Source organism: Ruegeria sp. YTSC004 (genome assembly GCF_059609805.1).
Genome location: NZ_JBXWMJ010000014.1, coordinates 13,035 through 31,331 on the forward strand (window position 1 = coordinate 13,035; position 18,297 = coordinate 31,331).

Here is an 18,297-nt window from a genome sequence, read left to right on the forward strand (position 1 = left end):
GCGTAAATCAACTTAGTTGAAAAGACGAGAGAAAATCAACTGATTTTCCACCGGCAGGGAGGATGTTATGCGCTTTGATTTGATTGCGAATTTTAGCCCCGGTGAGACGATTCCATGGACGCGTACGCTGGAAATGATCCTCGAACAGTGTTCGTTGGCCGAAGAGGCGGGTTTCACAACCGCATGGTTCACCGAGCATCATTTTGCACATAACGGGTATATGAATGCGCCGCCCAACCCGATCCAGATGGGGACTCACGTGGCCGCGCATTGCAAGAAACTACGGGTAGGCACGGCGCCGATCATCCTGCCCGATTGGCACCCGCTACGTGTCGCTGAAGATGCTGCAATGCTTGACAACATGACACTGGGTCGTTTTGATTTCGGCGTCGCCAAAGGCATCAATGAGCGCTCGACCATCCAGTTCAACAAGGACGCGGACCGGCGCGACAATGCCAAGGTCATGCGGCTGTATCAGGAGAGTCTGGAGATCATCCTGAAAGCCTGGACCAATGAGGCTTTCACCCATCACGGTGAATTCTATCAGTTCCCTGTGCCCGGCTGGAAAGAGACCAACCGGTTCTTTGACCCTCTGGACCCGCGTTATCACGATGAAGATGGCGAATACAAAGCGATGTATGTGCATCCACGCCCCTATTCCAACCCTCATCCGCCAGTCTGGCTGATGTCGAATGCGCCGCCCACCTTCAAACTGGCCGGAGAGCGCGGTTGGGGGGTGATCTCGATGGCGGCGGGGCCCAAGGCGACGCAGACCTGTTGGGAGCCCTACCGCCAGGCCCTGTCGCAACGCGAAGGGCGCGAGGTAAGCCTAGGCGAGGGCGTTGGTGTCTGCACAGCGTTTTATGTCGGTGAAAGCATGGAAGAAGCGGAGAACACAATCCGTGGTCCGATCAATGCCTATTACGAATTTCTCGGCGGGTCGCGTCCCAAGGGGGAATGGACCAAGCACGGCTATCTGGACGTGGGTGAAGAGATGATGCCCGAGGATGAGGATATGGACTGGTTCGACTTCCTCAACAAACGCGGGATCATCGTGGTGGGTGACGCCGAATACGTCGCGGATCGGTTTGCGGAACGGCAGGAAACCATCGGTCTCGATCACCTGATGCTGATGCAGCAATATACCGGTGTGCCGTACGAAAAGATCCTCGCCAGCTGGCATCGTCTGTTCGAACATGTGGTTCCAAAGTTCGGCACGCAATCCATCGCGCAGAAAAGGATGCTGGAACATGCTTGAGATTTGGGGGCGCCCCTATTCATCGAACGTCATTCCGGTGATCTGGACAGCAAATGAACTGGGGTTGGATTATACGCTGCAACTTGCCGGGGGCAGCTTTGGCAAGCTCGACACCGAGATGTATGCGCAAATCAATCCCAACAGGATGATTCCTGCGATCCGCGACGGGGATTTTGCGCTGTGGGAAAGCCTTGCCATCGTACGCTACCTCTGTGATCGGTTCGGGGCAGGAACGCTGAGCCCATCCGATATTCAGACCCGCGCGATTGCGGATCAATGGATGGAGTGGTCGGCAAGCCGCGCCTTTGGGCCGGTGATCTATCTGTTCTTCGCAACGGTGCGCACGCAACCGGGCCAGCGTGAACCGGAAGAGATCGCCAAGCTGCGCGATGAGGCGCACGAGGCCCTGACCCTTCTAGACCGGCACCTTGCGGAACGCACCTATGTCTGCGGCGACAGCTTCACCATGGCGGATATTCCCTTGGGATGTGTGGCCTATCGTTATTTTAACGTCGAGGTCGACCGCCCGCCCTTACAGAATGTCGAGGCCTGGTATCAGCGGCTGGCGGAACGCCCCGCCTATCAGGATCACGTCATGCGCCCGTTCGGGACCAACCCTGATGAATGGGCTGCCTTGGAAAAAGCCTGTGCCAGCGAAGGGGTGCTATGATGGACGTCCGAGAATATCGCCGCGCACTTGGCGCCTTTCCGACGGGTGTTACCATTGTAGCCACCTACGACGCGGACAGAGAACCGTGGGGTCTGACCGCCAACTCATTCACTTCGGTCTCATTGCAGCCGTCGGTGATCTCGGTCTGTGTTGCAAAGTCAGGCCGGGTCTTCCCAACGCTGTCGCAATCGGATCATTTTGCGGTCAATATCCTGTCGGCCAAGCAGAAAGACCTTGCTATGCACTTTGCAAGCGATGTCGAAAACCGGTTTACCGACACCGATTGGATCCCCGGAACCGTGACCCCCTTGATCCCCGGTGTCTCGACGCAATTGGAGTGTACGGTTCACAGCAGGGTCGACGCAGACGATCACGAGATCCTCTTGGGCCGCGTCATCAACTACGCCCAGGCGCCCGTTCCGCCCCTTGTCTTTTGCCGCGGCGCGTTCTTCTCCGCGCCCCTACCCGAGGCTTCATCATGAGCGATCATCTGACCTTTCACACCCGCTTCGGCCCTGATGAATTCGACACGCAATACAATCTGCGGGCCGGCCGACCGGACTACGAAGCCACCGTTATTCCCGCGTGGAGCAACGACAGCAAGGCTGCCCGTGCGACATCCGATTGCAGCCTCGATATCCGCTATGGCGGAGGTGAGAAGCAAAAGCTGGATGTCTTCCGCTGCCCGGATGCGACCGCACCGACGTTGGTGTATGTGCACGGCGGGTATTGGCAGCGCGGCGACAAGTCGATCTACAGCTTCATTGCACCGCCCTTTGTCGCGGCGGGGATCAATGTAGTTGTGCTTGGCTATGACCTGTGCCCATCGGTGACCATCACTCGTATTTCTGAAGAAATCCGCGAAGCGATTGCTTATATCTGGCGCAATGCGCGCGATTTGGGCATTAATTCAGACCGTATCAGTGTGATGGGCCACTCGGCTGGAGGTCATATCACCCAGGTGATGATGGCGACCAACTGGCTTGCTTTTGGCGACGATCTTCCTGCGGACCTGATCAAATCCGGCATCCCGGTTTCTCCGCTCAGTTACCTTGAACCGGTGCGTCTGACCGAAGCACTCAATGCCGGTATCCGGATGACCCCGGAAGAGGCAGAAGCGGAAAGCCCGATGACCAACCACCCTCCGATCACGAATGCGCCGCAGCTGGTCGTCGTCGGTGGCTCGGAAACCGACGAATTCCACCGGCAAGCTCGGATGTATGTCGAAAAATTTGGGACCGCAGACCGCAAGGTCGGCCTCTACATCGTCCCGGACGTCGATCATTTTGACGAATTGAACGTGCTTGTCGACCCGGCAAGCCCGTTCTTCAAACACACTTGCGATATGCTTCACGGAAAAGGACCGCAATCATGACCGCTTTGACCCGAGCCCTCGTCGACGCTGTCGGCGACGCGTTTAACGCCAACGACATCGATGCAGTGATGAAGCACTTCGCAGACGACGCAACATTTGACCACGCCGTCGGCCCGGACGAACATGGCGTGCGTCTTGAAGGGGCCGAGACAATCCGCAGTGCCTTTTCCGCGTTGTTTGAAAAAGTGGATAACGTCCATTGGGAAACGCTGGACTGCGCCATCTCCGGCAATAAAGCCTATTGCGAATACCGCCGAACCGCGGAGCATAAGGATGGCACGAAAGAAGAGTTCCTGAGCGTCGACATCCTGACCTACCGTGATAGGCTGATTGTCCATAAGGACACCTATTACAAGCAACGAACAAGTTGATCTGTTTACCCCTGATGCGGCCAGACATTCGGCAGTATTGTTAGAGGGCCGCGTCGTCGCTTGGGTAAGCCAAATCACGGGCGGGCTTCGCGCTATTCTCAATCAACAAGGTCGATACTGTCGTTGCCAGCGCAAACAATGCGAAGGTTGAGCCCGTTCATGTGTCGGGCCGCCTTGGTTGTTTCGGACTCTGAACCGACTTCGAAGGCCGTGGAACAACATTGCAACCAGCGACCCAGACTACTGTCAGTCCGGCCCATTGCTGCCATTCACTGACGGGCATCGCCGCCGCGTTGCGGCCCGTCAGAGCCGACATTCGCTGCAAGTGCACAGTTACAAGATTAGTGGAGGTCTAGATCGCGGACGAAGCAGTCATTGAACTTCGGCTAGCCTCTCCGCTGCAAACTCGGCAAGGGGTCGGCCAAAACATGGGTGTGGCCATGTGAGCGGCTCTTTCAACCTGTCAAACGCAAACAGGACTGACTTTCAAGTTGCACAGGAATTTGGTGAAAATACGAGAGCGAGAAAATTCCGAGTTTTTCAACACTATCCGGGCCAATCCGCTATTCGCGGGCCAGTCGGTCAATGTCCGCCAAAAGGCGGCAACGTTTTTCTTTATTGGTGGAGAATGCGTTCCAGTGCCTCCTTCGCCTCGATAACGATTTCTCGCACAATATCTCCAGCGGGTTGAACTTTCCTAACCATTGAAACGCCTTGTCCTGCCCACATTGATATGGCTTCAACATCGCCCGTTAAATCCGCACTGGGCGTCTTGGATTGATATCGTAAAACATCGCCTTTCTTTTCAGAGAATGCCACAACGTCACCTTCTCCGGGTCTTTGGCCGCTTTTCGGGCGGCCTGCATTCTCCCACATTTGGGTTGTGCTGTTTTTCAAGACCCTATGAGGTGCATTGGGCCAGTCGATGTTGAACAAGTTGTCAAAATAGGCCGTGTCATTCTCAGACGCCGCTAAGAGGTGTGACAAGTAGTCTGTATGAACATACGCCTCAGAAGCTGCAAGAAATCTCGTTCCCACCCATACTGCCGAAGCACCGAGCGATAGCGCCGCCGCCAATCCACGCCCGTCTGCAATTCCACCGGCTGCCACGACCGGCACATGACCAACCGCATCAACAATCGCTGGAATGAGCGCCATGCTCCCAACGGTTCCACGGACGTGACCTCCGGCTTCCCATCCCTGAGCACAAATCGCATCAGCGCCAAGGTCTGCTACAGCCTTTGCATCAGCTGCATCACCAGCGGTGTAAATGACTTTGGCGCCTCCAGACTTGGCGTGGGCGAGCATATCCCCAGGCGCTTTCCAAAAAATAGAAATGACCTCGACGCCTTCCTCCAGGCATATGTCGAGATGCTCAATGCTCGGGAAATCCATGTTCAGGTTCACACCGAATGGCTTGTCAGTGAGTTGCTTTATGTTGCGCACCGATTTTCGAAGCTCGTCTGCGTCAACGTGCCAAAGAGGTGCCAAACCGAGCCCACCTGCATTGCTGACAGCCGCAACCAAGGCGTCGGAGACTACCCCGGCCATGGGAGCCAAAACCACTGGGTAGTCAATGCCAAATGTTCGGCAAAATTCCGTTCGCATAAGTTGTTCTCTCTGAATATAGGTGTTTGATTGCAGTATTGTTGTCGCTTCAGCGCTTTCTGAGGGTTTTGATAACGGCTGCAGTCTCCTGGCTTCCAAAACCAGCATCCTGCGCTCGCCTAACCCACTCACGCATCAGCGTCGGGAGTTCGCTGTTAATACCCATAGAAATAGCGTGATCGTACAATCCAGTAACTGCCTCTCCCGCGACATCGACTGAAGCTCCACCTCCCGAAATCTTGTCGAATGAACCTGCGTGGATCGTTTCGGTCAGCGGAATTGCTCTGTCCCCCGGCGGCAGTATTGAGGTGAACTCTGACACAGGGACTCCTTCAGCCTCGCATACCAATGCGCCGTGAATGCTCCCAAAGATAATACCAAGAAGGCGCGAGAGAAACGCAAGTTCCAAGGTCGCAGCAGAACGCACATTTGAACCCAGATAGCGCATGTCCCCAGCGAGTACATTGAGGTCGCCATCGCATTCAGAAAATGTGGTACTGTCCCCAGCGACCGCGATCCGCCCCGATGGCTTCCCAATATTATCAGGCCAACACATAATGGTACCATCAAGGTAACCTGCGCCCCACTCATTGAATTGCGCTTTGCTGTCCTCGGATTCTTGCGGGGATGACGTGCCGAGCTGAACAATATTACGTCCGGCAACTGCTTTCGAGACTATTGGAGTTTCAAAGAGAGCATTTGTCGTTGAGTAGTTGAGAAGGCAGATCACCGTCTTTGGACTTGCGGAAATGGCTTCACTCAGATCAGAGACACCCTGAGCGCCTCTTTCCTGCAACGGCATCATTTTGTCTGGCGAACGGTTCCAGACGGTCACGCTACGCCCCGCATCCATGAGCGCGGTTGCCAACGCCGACCCCATCGCTCCCAATCCCACCACCGTAATATCACTTTTCATAAATGACCCCCCAACATGGCATTCGGGTTTTAGAACCCAAGCAAGCGAACGATAACACGTATCATGAATGGTGGTTCTTATTCTGAAGCTCCGTTACAGGATCATCCTGGGCCTTGGGTTCCCGTAGGTTGGTAAAAAAGTGTCCCCCGCCATCCGCGCGAAGCTGCGCAGTTCCTCTTCGCTGGCATGAGCACGGGACGCGATCTGAATGCCGTCGTTCAAAGTGGCATCAAAACGAGCGAGTTCGCGCGGTGTGCGCGTTCAGTTGAGTTCCCCCTCGTCTGAGAATCTATTCAGGCAACCCCACTGCACGAAGCCCATCCAGAATTGCGTCCCACCGCGTGGGGTCCTGAAAATGGAACCGGCGCACGCCACTAATCCGGAAGTCCGGATCGGACGCCAATAAGGCATCCCGCGCCCTTTCTCCTTGATCAGATAGACCAGCCTGACCAGCCGCGCTGGCAAGATACAATTGAGCGACTGGTAATCCCGGCGAGTTTTGCAGCGCTCGATTGGCGTTGGCGATGGCATTCTCGAAATCACCCATAATCAGATAGGTCTGGGCTAACGCTTGTGGGACACGGTGATATATCCGGTTCTTGGCCAGAGAAAACGAGCCCTTTTTGATAGACTTCAGCGCAAGCTCTGGTTGGCCCATCAAGTTCTGGATCCAGCCAAGTACCATATGCCCCTGGGCAAACTGCGGACTTATTTCGAACCCACGTTCAACACACCGCACCGCTGCATCCAAATCGCCGGTAATACCGTAATGAAAAATCCCCCGGATCAGGTGCACGTAGTCGCTTTGGTCATTCAACGACACCGCCTTGCTCAACCCGGCGTCGGCCGCTTCGATATCCTCCGTGCGTATCGGACGGTAACCCCATACCAATTCGCCGATCAACGTGTTCGCCTTCATCCCAACGGCCATAAAATTGCGTGGCTGGACCGTCAGGATCCTGTCCAGCAGACGTCCCGCCGCCTCCCATTCTTCAGGCTGCGATCCCATCATGTAATGCCCTGCAAGGTTCAGCATTGCCTCAGGATCGTTTGTCTCTGTCTCAGCCGCGCGCTCAGCAATTCGTTGCAGAATCCCGTATCGGATGGTTGTCGCGATTTCCCCTGACAACAGATCTTCTGCCAAGAAGGGGTCGGAAAGATCACCGTTCATCCGCTGGGTCAGATAGGTTGCCGATGTACCCGTCTCGCGCAGCTTAAGGGTGGCGCGGACCTGATTGCCGGAGGCATGAAACACCGCCGTGGCGATATGGTCCGGGCCCGCCTCGAGTGCGATCAGATCCAACCCTGTAAGATTGGCAAGCGCCGCCTCTACCGTGTGATTGCAAGCTTCGGCCAGCATCTTGGCATCGTCATTGTTGCCAAGGGTTTCGAATGCGGCGAGGGCTATCGTTGGTTTTTTGGATGTAACCCCGATGGACGGCGTGGTGACACTGTTCAATGCACCGCCATGGTCGGGAGGCCAGACAAAGGCGCGGATCGGGCGCGAGATGTTCTTCAGCGTCAACTCGCCCACATCCGTGAACAGCCCGTCCATTACGCCAACGATCTGGTCACGGACGGCAGCGGAGATGCAGATCCCGCCGGTCGGGGCTGCGCCTTCTAAGCGAGCCGCGAGATTCACACCGTCGCCATAAATGTCGCCGTCATCGACAACCACGTCGCCCAGATGAACGCCCATGCGGTAACTGATCTGCCGATCTTGAGGCACGGATTCTTCCTCTGCGCGCATCGCTTCTTGTGCCGAAATCGCGAACCGCACCGCTTCCACCACGCTTGAAAACTCGGCCAGAAATCCATCGCCGGTCGACTTAATGATCTTACCCCCAGCCTGCTCGATGCCGGGGTCGAGCACGGATAGGCGCAGTTCTTTCTGACGCGCGAGCGTGGCTTCCTCGGCGGATTCCACAAGCAGCGAAAAGCCTACAATGTCGGCTGCCAAGATCGAAGTGAGTTTGCGTTTCACCCTTGGGCTCGCGGGTTCAATGGAATCCAACCGGTTTTGTCCGGTTCGGGCACAACGACCCCATCCCCACCAAACGATGTCGGAACCGTCTTCCACTTCGGCAGGCCATCGGCCATGTCGAAAACACGTTCGCCATAGAAGATGTGAAAGGTCGGCTCAAAGCTCAAATCGGATTCGGCCAGCGACATCGCGTAAACCGCGACGATGTCCTTACCAGGTTTGATATTCACCAATGCACCACCGCATTTACCACAGGAAACACGATGGCTCTCATCATTCTTGTCCGATTGAACCGTCGGCCCTGACAATGAGACCTTGTCTGCCGACCAGAGACACCAAGCATTGACCGGCGCTGAATGCCACTTTCTACAAGAGTGGCAATGACAATAAGCCATGATCATCGGCTTACCGGTGGTAGAAACACTACATGCGCCGCAGTAGCAGATTCCTTGGTAGGTTTCAGAAACGCCGCTCATCATCTTTTTCCCAAATCGATCAAGGGCGCTCTTTGTAACACACTAGGGACACCCGACTTCCTCAATACATTTCTACACATACATCCCTATTGTGCTGCCCCAAAGTGGCTTCTTCATCTCCGCTGCTGAACTTCGAACGATATCCTGAAAGAGCCTTTGTCCGGTGTCCATCGCAATCACTCGATTTCGGGGTTTCAGCCAGTTTAATATGTCACCATGCCAAAGGTAGCGACAACAACCGAAGATCTTGCAACCCGGATCATTGCTGCATTTGACGGCCTTGATCCACCTGCTGATGGTGAACTTCTTCACCCCGAATGTATGGATGACGTGGATATTCTTGAATTCTACGGCGGGGTCAAATGGCACGAGATGACCGATCAAATGATCATATACAATTACGCTGCCCCCACGGCTTTCAGCGCCAAAGCCTTTCAGTACTACTTGCCCGCATATCTGATTTGGACGCTGCTAAATTCAGACAGCCGGGAATATGCCAGTGAAAGCATCCTACTTGCACTCGACCCCGGCACATCGAAAGAAATGCTGCATGAGTTCAGGAAGTCCAAGTTCAACCAATTGACGCCTGCACAGAAAGAGGCCGTGTTGAGGTTTCTGTACTTTTTCAGCGACCATCCTGATCTCGGTGAATTTGCGGAATCCGCTTTGGTCAATTACTGGATTGACCAGGGCGTGCGGTCGCCGGGTCGATGATTTTTACGTATTTGATGTGGCTCTTCGCAACTCTGTTCGTCGTAACCGGTTTACCGTTGGCATGGACTGAGGATGAGCAATGGCAACGACTATGGGGGGATCCAGTGCGCTGTCACTTACCCTTTTTTGCCATATCGATTGCAGCGGATGGTTTGCTTAGAGGCCAGATAAGAATTCATTTTTCGATTATCCACTGCTCCAGCCAACCGCGTTTGTGCTTCAGCGCAATCGCATTGGTGTTCGCTGCCGGTACCGGTGCCATCATTGCTGCTATCTGGGCAGTTTTCTTTAAGGATTGGTAAGATTTGCCCAGCACGGAGTGACTTCAGAACCAATGGGCCGATTTAGACTGAATGAATACGACCATTGCGATTTCGTTGTTTCGTCAGTTTTCCAGGCTTTCGAACCAGTCGAGCGCCATCGTGCCCCATTCTTTTGGGTAGCCGTGCCCACCGTCGTGCAAAAAGAGTTCAAGACTACCGTGTTCGCATTCCCACCGTTTGCGCCAAAGATTGGCCGTCACTTCGTTTTCTGTCGCGTTGTGTTGGCATTCGTTTCTTCGGCGCCACAACGCAAGACCCTCCCAGACATCGGCCTGGGTAATGGTGATATCGAACTCTTCATTGTGTATTGATCTGCCCTCAAGCGGCACAACCTTGTCAGCAAAACCGTGAGTATGAAGCATATGAACGGGGCCAAGACACTCCTCGGTCATGGGAAGCCAGAAGCCACCGGACGCAGGGGCATAGCCACGCGCCAGGTCAGGCGCGAGGCACGCAACTTCCCACACCATGGAACCACCTCGTGAGAACCCTGTCAGCAGCACCTGGTCCGGGTTTACGTTTGCACGGGTCACGAGATCCGCCAGCACGTCACGGAGAAACCTGACATCAGAGCGGGGATAGGTAATCCACCCATCCCTAACCGACCAGTCAGCAGGTTTTCCTTCCAGCCATGGCAATGCGGTCGGTGCCACAAACGCATAACCCCGCGCGGTGAATGCTTCGACGAACTGCTTGTTTTTAAGTACCTTTGCTCCGGACCCGCCATAACCATGCAAGTGCATCACGACCGGCCCGCCCCGCCATTCATCTGGTAGGGCGATGTGGTATTCACCGGTGTCTATTTTGCAGGGATTGGATACTTCGCCGCAATCAAGCGCAAAGGCCTGCCCCGAAATCAGAAACATGGACAATGCGATTGTTACCTTTTCGAGCATATCTGGGTCCCTCCCGATGTCTGACCGTACCATATTACGGAAAGGGCTTTTTTGAGACGGCGGTGGTGCAGAATTCAACTTTGCTGAGCAGCCTCACCTGACTGATCCAAAAAGATTGTTAGTGCATCAGCGGCTTTTACTCCATTGAGATGATGGTTTGAGTTGCTGGCGGACGATACACGAACTCACATTTCGCGGGACTAAGCGGACGTACGCCGCACTAAGGCAAGTGATCCCGGAAGGATTGAGACCTAGTTGCAAAAGCCACTTAAGACCAATTTAGTTCGAGACCAATCGAAACTGGACAGATACTAGATCCGCTGCCGTCTTAGTCCGGGATTTCCACGGTTCCGACAATATGAGTTCGCCTCAGGGGCAGCGCTTGGTATGCTGAGGCGATATCTGTTGTCGCTATGCCGCTGCCAGTCATTCCTTCGTAGCGCCCCGTCCCGGTGACGATTTCCCAAGTGTTTGCCTCGCCTTTTTCCCCGGCCTTCCATCGCATGATAAAAGTGTCATCACCTTCACCGAAAACGCATATTCCATTGATTGAGTTGGTGCCGTCTTCAAATCCAAATCCAGAACCCAAACATCTGGCAGGCCCATCATCCATTGGACCCTCAATTACTTCGAAACCACCCCGATTGTCTGTTAGGTGAAAAATGTGATCCCCAAGGTCAAAGTTCTCTTGATTTAGAGGGTAGACATTGTTGATTTCGATGCGTTGCTCGTCAGCACTGGCGGGAACACCGAGTGTCGCCAAAAGCAGGCTAATCCGTAGGACTCTCATCTGGTTCTCCAAAGAATGCCACTCATCTTAAGGGCCTTCAAAGCATTTACAATCAGCAATAACTCTGCGGACCCACCACTAATGTTGTACGGGGTTACGCGGTTCCAGCCAATTGATGGCGGACCAAATCGGGCATCGGCAAGGGCTTGATGACGCTGCGGTGCAGCCCGCAGAAAAAGAATTTCGCTGCGGTTGCCAGTTGCCCGGCCAGATGAGGTCATGCTCAGGGAAGACACCCTGTCGTCGCCCTAAGGTTCACAGGAGACCCAAGACAATATAGATTTCTATGAAGATTTGACAGCAATAGGCGTGGATCAGAATGGCGCGACAGTTCCCACTCGAAGGTGACAAGACCTTTCTAGTTTATGCTGGCACTGGCACAGACCTGATATTTAATCATGGGGTTGAGCTACCCGGTTTCGCGTCGTTTCCATTGCTGGAAGAACCTGACACCAGGGCAATACTGGCTGGTCAAATGCAGGCACTTGTCGATCTCGCCGGTGAAATGAGTGTCGGATGCATCCTTGATGCGCCCACATGGATGGCGAACGCCGACCGAGCAGGGCCCTTGGGGTACGATGCAGAACGGCTCGTTGAGGTGAACAAGGATGCGGTCAGTCTAGTCGAGGGCGTGCGCCAAGCTGCCACTCGCGATGATGTACTGGTGTCAGCATGTATTGGCCCGCGTTATGATCCTTACGCCAACATTCCGCCGGTACCCGTCGAAGATGCACGTCAATACCACGCCGCTCAAATGCACAGCCTGAAAGACACAAGTGTCGACCTGGTCACCGCTTATACATTCAACCGCCCAAGCGAGGCAGCGGGATGCATCCTCGCCGCCCGAGACGCTGATCTGCCGATCATCATGTCTCTGGTTGTTGAGACAGACGGGTGCCTGGCAGATGGAACCAAACTTGTGGACGGAATTGACCATATCGACGGGGCAACCGACGCAGCGGCGCTGTTTTTTATGGTCAACTGCGCTCATCCTACCCATTTCGCCGGAGCGCTTGGCAACCACCCACGACTTAGAGGCATGGTGGCGAACGCTTCGAGCTGCTCGCATGCGGAACTTGACGAAGCAGATGAACTGGACGAAGGCGATCCAATTGAGCTTGGTAAACAGATTGCCGCGATTGCGCAGCAGAATCCATCGATTCAAGTATTTGGAGGATGCTGCGGTACCGACATGCGCCACCTGAAATCGATGGCCGGCGAATTGGCGTAATCAACTTGGTACAATCTGAGCGATAACGCTGATATCTAAGGTGATACCGTGATTTTTTTCCGCAACTTGTTGGGAGGCGGCCCATTCCTGACCATCACTGATTGGTCAATATGCTGCGCTTGAGCCCGCACAGCCGCCGTTCGCTGCGAACGCAGAGTTCGCGAAATGACAAATGCCGCCGCCGTCGCCACTGGTTGCAAATAGAACAATACGTAGGTTTATTCCCAACGCTTGTGAGCTGGCTATCCGGCGGAATTCGACCAATACATGTATGGGTTGTTGAATTGAAATCACTCGTCTGGTAGCACACGGAGTTGGAAACCCTGATACAGGAGAGATCAGATATGATGAATTGTCAGACTTCAATGCTTCGCGCGGTAGTCGCAGTAGTCCGTTAAAGCGGTCTGACAGGTTTCCGATCTGAAGGCCGCCTCGTGAGCGGCCTTTTTTGTGTTTTCCTCATGTGGCGGCTTTCCATCATTTCATGGAGAGAACAATGCCAAGCTTATCACTTTACATTCCAATCAGCCGGTCGCGTGGCCTCTTACTGCGGCTAGCGGCAATCTTCGCCCATCGACCCAGCGTGGAACGGCCTGTTCTGCGCGGAAGAGCCGAGTTGCCGGCTCACCTGAGAAAGGACGTCGGCCTTCCGCCGGAGGTTGAACACCCACCTCCCTCGCATTACCGGTTCCCCTTTTAACGAACCGACCAAGCAAGGGCATTAAGCTGCCCTTGCTCTTGACTATTACGCCGTGTGCGGAGTGATGCGTATCCTCATTCCGCGCGATAAATGAACCCTGTTGCATACAGTTCCTTTTGACGTGTGTTCAAGGCCGCCAGAGAGATCATTTCACACTCGTCCTGCAACTTGCGAAGACCAAGCCGGCTGGTCCGAAGAAAAGCTGGCCAAACTGGAAGAGGAAGTCCTGTCCATTCATGAACGGCTCAGGCCAAGTGTCGAAAGCGGCAGCGCCGTCGAGAACACCAGCATGTCCGATGTAAAAAACTGCCGTTGAAGTCGCATCGACCTACGAAGGTTTTCTGGAAAAGCCAGTCCTTCTTTTCAAACCCAATAAATTCCACTTCACGTCATGATGTTGCGTGTTTGCTTGCCGTGCCGGGTCGGCAAGACAACAGGATCAGGACCAGAAAGGACAGGTTTAGTACGACGTTGAAGGGCGCCCCTACCAAAATGGAGCCTGAACTGTCGACGCAAAACCAGGACCATGCCGTAATCTGAGCGGTCTTGGTCGCGGCCACCGCCGATACCGGGGCAACGTATGTTCCCAGCGCCCATTGCATTCCTCCCAAGCCAACCGTCAGGCCTCCAGTGATCACCAGCAGTAAAGGCGACGGAACCATCAGTTCCGCGGGAACATCGTGAATTGGCCAATACGCGATTTGCAGAAAGATATACGCAACGGGATGAAGAAACTGAAACGCGGCCAGCGCAAAAAGCGCCCCGGTTGCAGCAAGAACACCGCCTGAAATTCGCATTGCTGATTGTTGTTGGGTCATGAGCTTCTCCTTTCGATATGCGCCCTTCATGCAGCTTGCGGCGGACGCAAATCAATTACCTCGGAGGTAGGTGAATTCTGTTAGGACCCTTGCTAAACTCAGGTCATGACACCCTATCCCGGCATGCTGAAAGAGTGGCGAAAGCGACGCAGGATGAGCCAGCTGGACCTTGCAGTCGAAGCCGAGGTCAGTGCGCGACATATCTCATTTCTTGAAACCGGGCGGTCCCGGCCGAGCCCGGACATGATCCTTCATCTGTCCGAGGTCATGAACCTTCCGGTCGACACTCGAAATCAGATGATGCGCGCCGAAGGATTCGCGCCGCGTTTTGCGGCAACTCCGATTGATGACGCGGCGATGTCGCCCATTCGGGACGCGGTCGAATGGACTCTGCAGCAACATGCGCCTTACCCTGGAATGGTGTTGGACCGGCTCTGGACGGTTGTAATGCTCAACAGCGGTGCCCAAAAGCTGTTCAAGCCACTGGGGATCGGCGAGGGGCAAAGCCTGCTGGATCTGCTGACCAGCCCGTTGATGCCTGAGCTTGTCGAAAACTGGCCCGAGGTCGCGCATCACACGATGTTGCGGCTGCGCGCTGAAAGCGCCAACGCAGGCGGCATACCCGCACTGGACGCCGCAGCGCGCACGTTGTCGCAACAGGGGCACGCCCGAAGTGACGCGGTGATCGGGCCGACAATTTCTACGATCTACCGCTTTGGTGGTCAGCGGCTTTCCCTGTTTGGAACCATTGCGCAATTCAGCACGGTCACGGATGTCACGCTGGACGATTTGAAGATTGAGCTGTTTTTTCCGGCCGACGACCAAAGTGCCAAATTTCTGCGTGATCTTGCCCACGTGGCTGCCAATTAGATGGTGGTTTGACTAGAGCCCACCACGTCCCGGCGAACCCCGTTCATTCCTGACCTTGGAAGGGTTCCCGCCATTGCGGCCCAAAGCGGCCGTTTGCGTCGGTGTCATCGAAGGTCTGGTTGGAGCCCAAAACGGACACCGAAGAAAATGCCAGACGACGCCAAAAAGTAGCGTCGCCCGATAGTCGCGGCTGTCGCTTTATTCTACCAGTTCCAGATCACCAGGACGCCAGGTCTTGTCGAACCAAGGCTCGAGCGGTCCGTAGAGGCGCATCATCACGTTGAAGCTTTGCCCGGGCATGGTTTGCGCCCAGTTGTTCTCCCAACCTTCTGGGGCTTCCGGGCCAAAATAGATGCTGGTACTCCCATCCTCATTCGGCTTTATCCCCGGTCGATTAGAGTCGATACCACCGGATTCCAGGTCAGTTTCAAGGATCGACCGTGTCTGTCCGCTATACAACATAAACGACGCAAAGTTTTTCGCGGGAACGGGTGCCGGGAGAGTTACCTTGTAGGTTTTTGAGCCATCCAGGTACTGTCCGTTGTTGTCTCGCGCCGTCATCGCATAGACAGACCCCGTACCGACCGGTGGCGAGGTCATCGCAGGCGTTATGCCCGTCGCCATATAGAAAAAGTATGAACGGTCATCGAGTATGCGTGCACCGTCCTCAAGAAACAGATAGCTCTGACGTTGAAACGGTGAGTTCCATTGCCGGTCTTCATAAAAGAAAACTCCCGGATCGCGCGAGGCATACGTAATCGCTCGCGCCGTGGCGTTTGCTATCGCTGCTGCCTCCTTGAAAATGGCCTGCATACGGGCATCGGGTTCGAAGGGCTCGCCCTTCCTGATCCCTATGGAAGCAAACGTTCCTACAATTTCCGGACTGAACGCACCAATTGGATTGTTTTCGAGCGCGACGTGGATCTCTTCAAAAAAGTCTTCGTTGTTCGCGTGAACGGTGTTGTGTTGGACGCCTGAGATATTCAGGAAAGTTTCCGCGGGTGGATTATCTGCTTCACTAAGCGGATATACATTCAGACCCGCCTTGATCTCGGCAACGGGCCCAGCTGTATCTCCGACTGCGTTCGGTGAGCGTCTCAGCAACAACCAGTGCTCGTTTGTCTTGGTGCGAAGCTCGAAGAACCCGTCTGGCACCGGCGTTTCATCATCGTTGTGCAAGAGTAGGTATTTGCCACCTTCTCCCTTATCCGCGCCGAGCGCCCCGATATCCGTCACGTAGTCAAATGCGGCATCATCCAGCAACCCAAGCAGACCTGCCGGAACCTCAATCACCATCGGGCCATCAGAGATATCGACATTCGAACCAATGTAGATTGTGGTGGTATTGGGCGTCAGCCAGATGGATCGCGCGTCCAGCAGGTCTTCTGCAATCACGACGTCATTAGGATTGACGCCTAAGTCCTCGTACCCCTGAAACATAGCCCGAAGCGAAGCGATTTTCATACCATCTAAGAACGCCGTCGTAGCCCTAATCAGATCAAGGTTATCGAAGACCTTCTCCACCGTCTCGGGCGATGGCATACCATCGAAGAATTCAAGATCACCAAGCGTCTGGGTCTCGACTCGGTCTGGAGTTAGAATATTGTCAGGCACGTCGGCTTTGAACTCTTGGGCTGTAGATTGCGATCCGACTACTAGTGCGAACAGCAAGGCAACTGACTTTGCTTTCACTATTACCTCCATTGGTTTTTTTGGTTTTGTGGTCAGTTTACTTTTTCGAGATCTCCCAACATCCAGCCACTTTCCAACCAACCGTCTTGCGGCCCGTAAAGGCGGAATAACAGGAAGTACGGCTCTGTGGTCGGTATCCAGTTGCTTTCCTTTCCGTCCGGAGCCTCTGGGCCAAAATAAATGTCGTAGGAGCCGTCTTCATTAGCCTGCATCGCATCAGTGTCGCGCTCGGACAAACCGACAGGATCAACGTTCCGAATAAAGCTCTTGGTCTCCATCGAATAAACAATCACGGACCAAAAATCGTCGGCAGGTGTGTCCGCTGGGACGTTCAGTCCATAGGTCTGATTGTGATCGTACATTTCTCCGTCGCTGTCGCGCAGACCTGTCAGATAAAATGTACCTCCGCCCAGTTGTTTCGGCAGGTATGTAATCCAGAAATAACTGCCGCCCGCACGCGCATCCACAAGGACTTCGGTCTCTGTCTCATACGGGAAACCAGCCTCCGGTTGACCTTCGGCGAAGTCCCAAATCAGCCACTGGCTCCTCATCTCGCCGCTATCGTCGACCCAAAGTGGGATCATGGCTTTCCCAGGCGTCACAAAGTAATTCTGCATCGAGGCATATGCGAGCAGCAAGCCCTCGTTCATTGCCTGCATCTGAAGTTCACTTGGCTCGAAAGGCTTTCCCTTTTCGATCCCGAGATCTTTCAAAAAATTCACCATAACCTTGTCTTGTGGACGTATCGGGTTGTTTTGAACGTAATCGTTCAAGTCCTGAAAGAAGGTCTCGTTGTAGTAAGGAAGCGAGTCGTACGGGACTTCGGACGCTTCGAAATAGTTGTTTGGCGGTGGATTGTCGGCCTCAGACAAATAGTAGACCTTTATTGTCTGAGCGTAGTCGGCCGCATCGGCGTCCGTTCCGCCATTCGTCAGTTTTGGCCGGAACGAAAAACCATACTCGTAGGTATCTGTTTCAAAGGGAAGGTATCCCGCCTCAGTTAATTCCTCTAGGGACATATCCCCTTCGTAGCCTGGGGGTAGCATGAGGTACTTGCCGCCGGCACCTTCATCGAAACCATCGGGACCAACGTCCACGATAGGAACATCCCAAGCATTCACGATTGTACCGAAGTAGTTCACCTTGTCGGTAGCTGCGGGCACTTCAATGACAAGGGGACCGGGTTCGGAGGTCATTGAAGCCCAAGCATAGGCCGTAACATCGTTAGCCGTAAGAAACCCATGTTTGGAATCGAACGGCTTGTTGAGATAAATGATGTCGTTGTAGTCGCCACCGAGGTCGCGGCGAATACCCTTCAGAAAATCGATCATACCAGCGGCGGGCATTCCCCAGATGGCCGTCTGAGTGGCGCGCTGCACCATGATCTTGTACTCGATGTCCTCGACCTCGGCTGATCGTGCAAGGATGTCGCCCGTGTCGTTGAAGGACTGGGAGAAAACTGGTGAAGCAGAAATCCCTGCGCCGAGCACCATTCCCAAAAAATGCATCGAAAAACCGCCGTGTAATGGCCGAAGTATTTTCATATTGCAATGCTCCCTGCTGTTTAGGGAAAGCTTGCACATCCGTTCAGCCGATGCGTATCAT

The 18,297-nt window shown here is 54.4% G+C and carries 17 protein-coding genes; 8 read left to right on the plus strand and 9 right to left on the minus strand.

Going from position 1 to position 18,297, the window contains the following annotated elements; all coding sequences use genetic code 11:
• Positions 1-67 precede the first annotated feature (67 nt).
• The 5 genes from AC2FFP_RS20070 to AC2FFP_RS20090 are packed head-to-tail and all read left to right on the plus strand — an operon-like array spanning position 68 to position 3,674.
• Entirely contained in the window at positions 68-1,258 is a 1,191-nt protein-coding gene (locus AC2FFP_RS20070; protein WP_496737859.1) for an LLM class flavin-dependent oxidoreductase, read from the plus strand.
• Entirely contained in the window at positions 1,251-1,928 is a 678-nt protein-coding gene (locus AC2FFP_RS20075; RefSeq protein WP_496737860.1) for a glutathione S-transferase family protein, read from the plus strand. The genes AC2FFP_RS20070 and AC2FFP_RS20075 overlap by 8 nt, the downstream gene beginning before the upstream one ends.
• Complete coding sequence (locus AC2FFP_RS20080; RefSeq protein WP_496737861.1) at positions 1,925-2,410, plus strand: flavin reductase family protein; 486 nt, start codon at positions 1,925-1,927, stop codon at positions 2,408-2,410. Before AC2FFP_RS20075 ends, AC2FFP_RS20080 begins: the two co-directional genes overlap by 4 nt.
• Entirely contained in the window at positions 2,407-3,303 is an 897-nt protein-coding gene (locus AC2FFP_RS20085; protein ID WP_496737862.1) for an alpha/beta hydrolase, read from the plus strand. Before AC2FFP_RS20080 ends, AC2FFP_RS20085 begins: the two co-directional genes overlap by 4 nt.
• Complete coding sequence (locus tag AC2FFP_RS20090; RefSeq protein WP_496737863.1) at positions 3,300-3,674, plus strand: nuclear transport factor 2 family protein; 375 nt, start codon at positions 3,300-3,302, stop codon at positions 3,672-3,674. Before AC2FFP_RS20085 ends, AC2FFP_RS20090 begins: the two co-directional genes overlap by 4 nt.
• Positions 3,675-4,289: 615 nt before the next feature.
• Here AC2FFP_RS20090 and AC2FFP_RS20095 read toward each other — a convergent pair.
• The 4 genes from AC2FFP_RS20095 to AC2FFP_RS20110 all read right to left on the minus strand — a co-directional run bounded on the left by AC2FFP_RS20095 (position 4,290) and on the right by AC2FFP_RS20110 (position 8,661).
• Positions 4,290-5,390 (minus strand): NAD(P)H-dependent flavin oxidoreductase, encoded by a 1,101-nt coding sequence (locus AC2FFP_RS20095; RefSeq protein ID WP_372579933.1) that lies wholly within the window; start codon positions 5,388-5,390, stop codon positions 4,290-4,292.
• Positions 5,332-6,198 carry an NAD(P)-dependent oxidoreductase gene (locus AC2FFP_RS20100; protein ID WP_496881407.1) on the minus strand — a complete coding sequence of 289 codons (867 nt, stop codon included), beginning with the start codon at positions 6,196-6,198 and terminating at the stop codon, positions 5,332-5,334. Before AC2FFP_RS20100 ends, AC2FFP_RS20095 begins: the two co-directional genes overlap by 59 nt.
• 289 nt (positions 6,199-6,487) lie before the next feature.
• Entirely contained in the window at positions 6,488-8,182 is a 1,695-nt protein-coding gene (locus AC2FFP_RS20105; RefSeq protein WP_372579935.1) for an adenylate/guanylate cyclase domain-containing protein, read from the minus strand.
• Entirely contained in the window at positions 8,179-8,661 is a 483-nt protein-coding gene (locus AC2FFP_RS20110; protein WP_366871533.1) for a GFA family protein, read from the minus strand. The genes AC2FFP_RS20105 and AC2FFP_RS20110 overlap by 4 nt, the downstream gene beginning before the upstream one ends.
• Positions 8,662-8,874: 213 nt before the next feature.
• Between AC2FFP_RS20110 and AC2FFP_RS20115 the strand changes: the two genes are divergently transcribed.
• The gene (locus AC2FFP_RS20115; RefSeq protein ID WP_282154235.1) at positions 8,875-9,372 is read left to right on the plus strand and encodes a DUF6714 family protein; all 498 of its coding nucleotides are present in this window, start codon (positions 8,875-8,877) and stop codon (positions 9,370-9,372) included.
• Positions 9,373-9,757: 385 nt separating this feature from the next.
• Here AC2FFP_RS20115 and AC2FFP_RS20120 read toward each other — a convergent pair whose 3' ends face one another.
• On the minus strand, positions 9,758-10,591 hold the full coding sequence (locus tag AC2FFP_RS20120; protein WP_496739823.1) for a CE1 family esterase: 834 nt from the start codon (positions 10,589-10,591) through the stop codon (positions 9,758-9,760).
• Between the two features lie 328 nt (positions 10,592-10,919).
• Positions 10,920-11,393 carry a hypothetical protein gene (locus AC2FFP_RS20125; RefSeq protein ID WP_496881408.1) on the minus strand — a complete coding sequence of 158 codons (474 nt, stop codon included), beginning with the start codon at positions 11,391-11,393 and terminating at the stop codon, positions 10,920-10,922.
• 307 nt (positions 11,394-11,700) lie between these two features.
• Between AC2FFP_RS20125 and AC2FFP_RS20130 the strand changes: the two genes are divergently transcribed.
• On the plus strand, positions 11,701-12,612 hold the full coding sequence (locus tag AC2FFP_RS20130; RefSeq protein ID WP_282154232.1) for a homocysteine S-methyltransferase family protein: 912 nt from the start codon (positions 11,701-11,703) through the stop codon (positions 12,610-12,612).
• A gap of 1,089 nt (positions 12,613-13,701) precedes the next feature.
• On the opposite strand, the gene AC2FFP_RS20135 is transcribed toward AC2FFP_RS20130, so the two are convergent.
• Positions 13,702-14,130 carry a hypothetical protein gene (locus AC2FFP_RS20135; RefSeq protein ID WP_282154231.1) on the minus strand — a complete coding sequence of 143 codons (429 nt, stop codon included), beginning with the start codon at positions 14,128-14,130 and terminating at the stop codon, positions 13,702-13,704.
• A 105-nt stretch (positions 14,131-14,235) separates the two neighbouring features.
• On the opposite strand from AC2FFP_RS20135, the gene AC2FFP_RS20140 reads away from it, so the two are divergent.
• Positions 14,236-15,000: a helix-turn-helix domain-containing protein gene (locus AC2FFP_RS20140; protein WP_282154230.1), complete on the plus strand. Its 765-nt coding sequence runs from the start codon at positions 14,236-14,238 to the stop codon at positions 14,998-15,000.
• A gap of 198 nt (positions 15,001-15,198) precedes the next feature.
• Here AC2FFP_RS20140 and AC2FFP_RS20145 read toward each other — a convergent pair whose 3' ends face one another.
• Positions 15,199-16,773, minus strand: coding sequence for a DUF1254 domain-containing protein (locus AC2FFP_RS20145; RefSeq protein ID WP_496881409.1), 1,575 nt, complete (start codon positions 16,771-16,773; stop codon positions 15,199-15,201).
• Positions 16,725-18,236, minus strand: a complete 1,512-nt coding sequence (locus AC2FFP_RS20150; RefSeq protein WP_496881410.1) for a DUF1214 domain-containing protein — start codon at positions 18,234-18,236, stop codon at positions 16,725-16,727. The genes AC2FFP_RS20145 and AC2FFP_RS20150 overlap by 49 nt, the downstream gene beginning before the upstream one ends.
• Positions 18,237-18,297: the final 61 nt, after the last annotated feature.

Coding starts and splice junctions, on each gene's coding strand:
- AC2FFP_RS20070 (WP_496737859.1), top strand. CDS start 68: ATGCGCTTTGATTTGATTGCGAATTTTAGCCCCGGTGAGACGATTCCA.
- AC2FFP_RS20075 (WP_496737860.1), top strand. CDS start 1,251: ATGCTTGAGATTTGGGGGCGCCCCTATTCATCGAACGTCATTCCGGTG.
- AC2FFP_RS20080 (WP_496737861.1), top strand. CDS start 1,925: ATGATGGACGTCCGAGAATATCGCCGCGCACTTGGCGCCTTTCCGACG.
- AC2FFP_RS20085 (WP_496737862.1), top strand. CDS start 2,407: ATGAGCGATCATCTGACCTTTCACACCCGCTTCGGCCCTGATGAATTC.
- AC2FFP_RS20090 (WP_496737863.1), top strand. CDS start 3,300: ATGACCGCTTTGACCCGAGCCCTCGTCGACGCTGTCGGCGACGCGTTT.
- AC2FFP_RS20095 (WP_372579933.1), bottom strand. CDS start 5,390: ATGCTGGTTTTGGAAGCCAGGAGACTGCAGCCGTTATCAAAACCCTCA.
- AC2FFP_RS20100 (WP_496881407.1), bottom strand. CDS start 6,198: ATGAAAAGTGATATTACGGTGGTGGGATTGGGAGCGATGGGGTCGGCG.
- AC2FFP_RS20110 (WP_366871533.1), bottom strand. CDS start 8,661: ATGATGAGCGGCGTTTCTGAAACCTACCAAGGAATCTGCTACTGCGGC.
- AC2FFP_RS20115 (WP_282154235.1), top strand. CDS start 8,875: ATGCCAAAGGTAGCGACAACAACCGAAGATCTTGCAACCCGGATCATT.
- AC2FFP_RS20120 (WP_496739823.1), bottom strand. CDS start 10,591: ATGCTCGAAAAGGTAACAATCGCATTGTCCATGTTTCTGATTTCGGGG.
- AC2FFP_RS20130 (WP_282154232.1), top strand. CDS start 11,701: ATGGCGCGACAGTTCCCACTCGAAGGTGACAAGACCTTTCTAGTTTAT.
- AC2FFP_RS20135 (WP_282154231.1), bottom strand. CDS start 14,130: ATGACCCAACAACAATCAGCAATGCGAATTTCAGGCGGTGTTCTTGCT.
- AC2FFP_RS20140 (WP_282154230.1), top strand. CDS start 14,236: ATGACACCCTATCCCGGCATGCTGAAAGAGTGGCGAAAGCGACGCAGG.
- AC2FFP_RS20150 (WP_496881410.1), bottom strand. CDS start 18,236: ATGAAAATACTTCGGCCATTACACGGCGGTTTTTCGATGCATTTTTTG.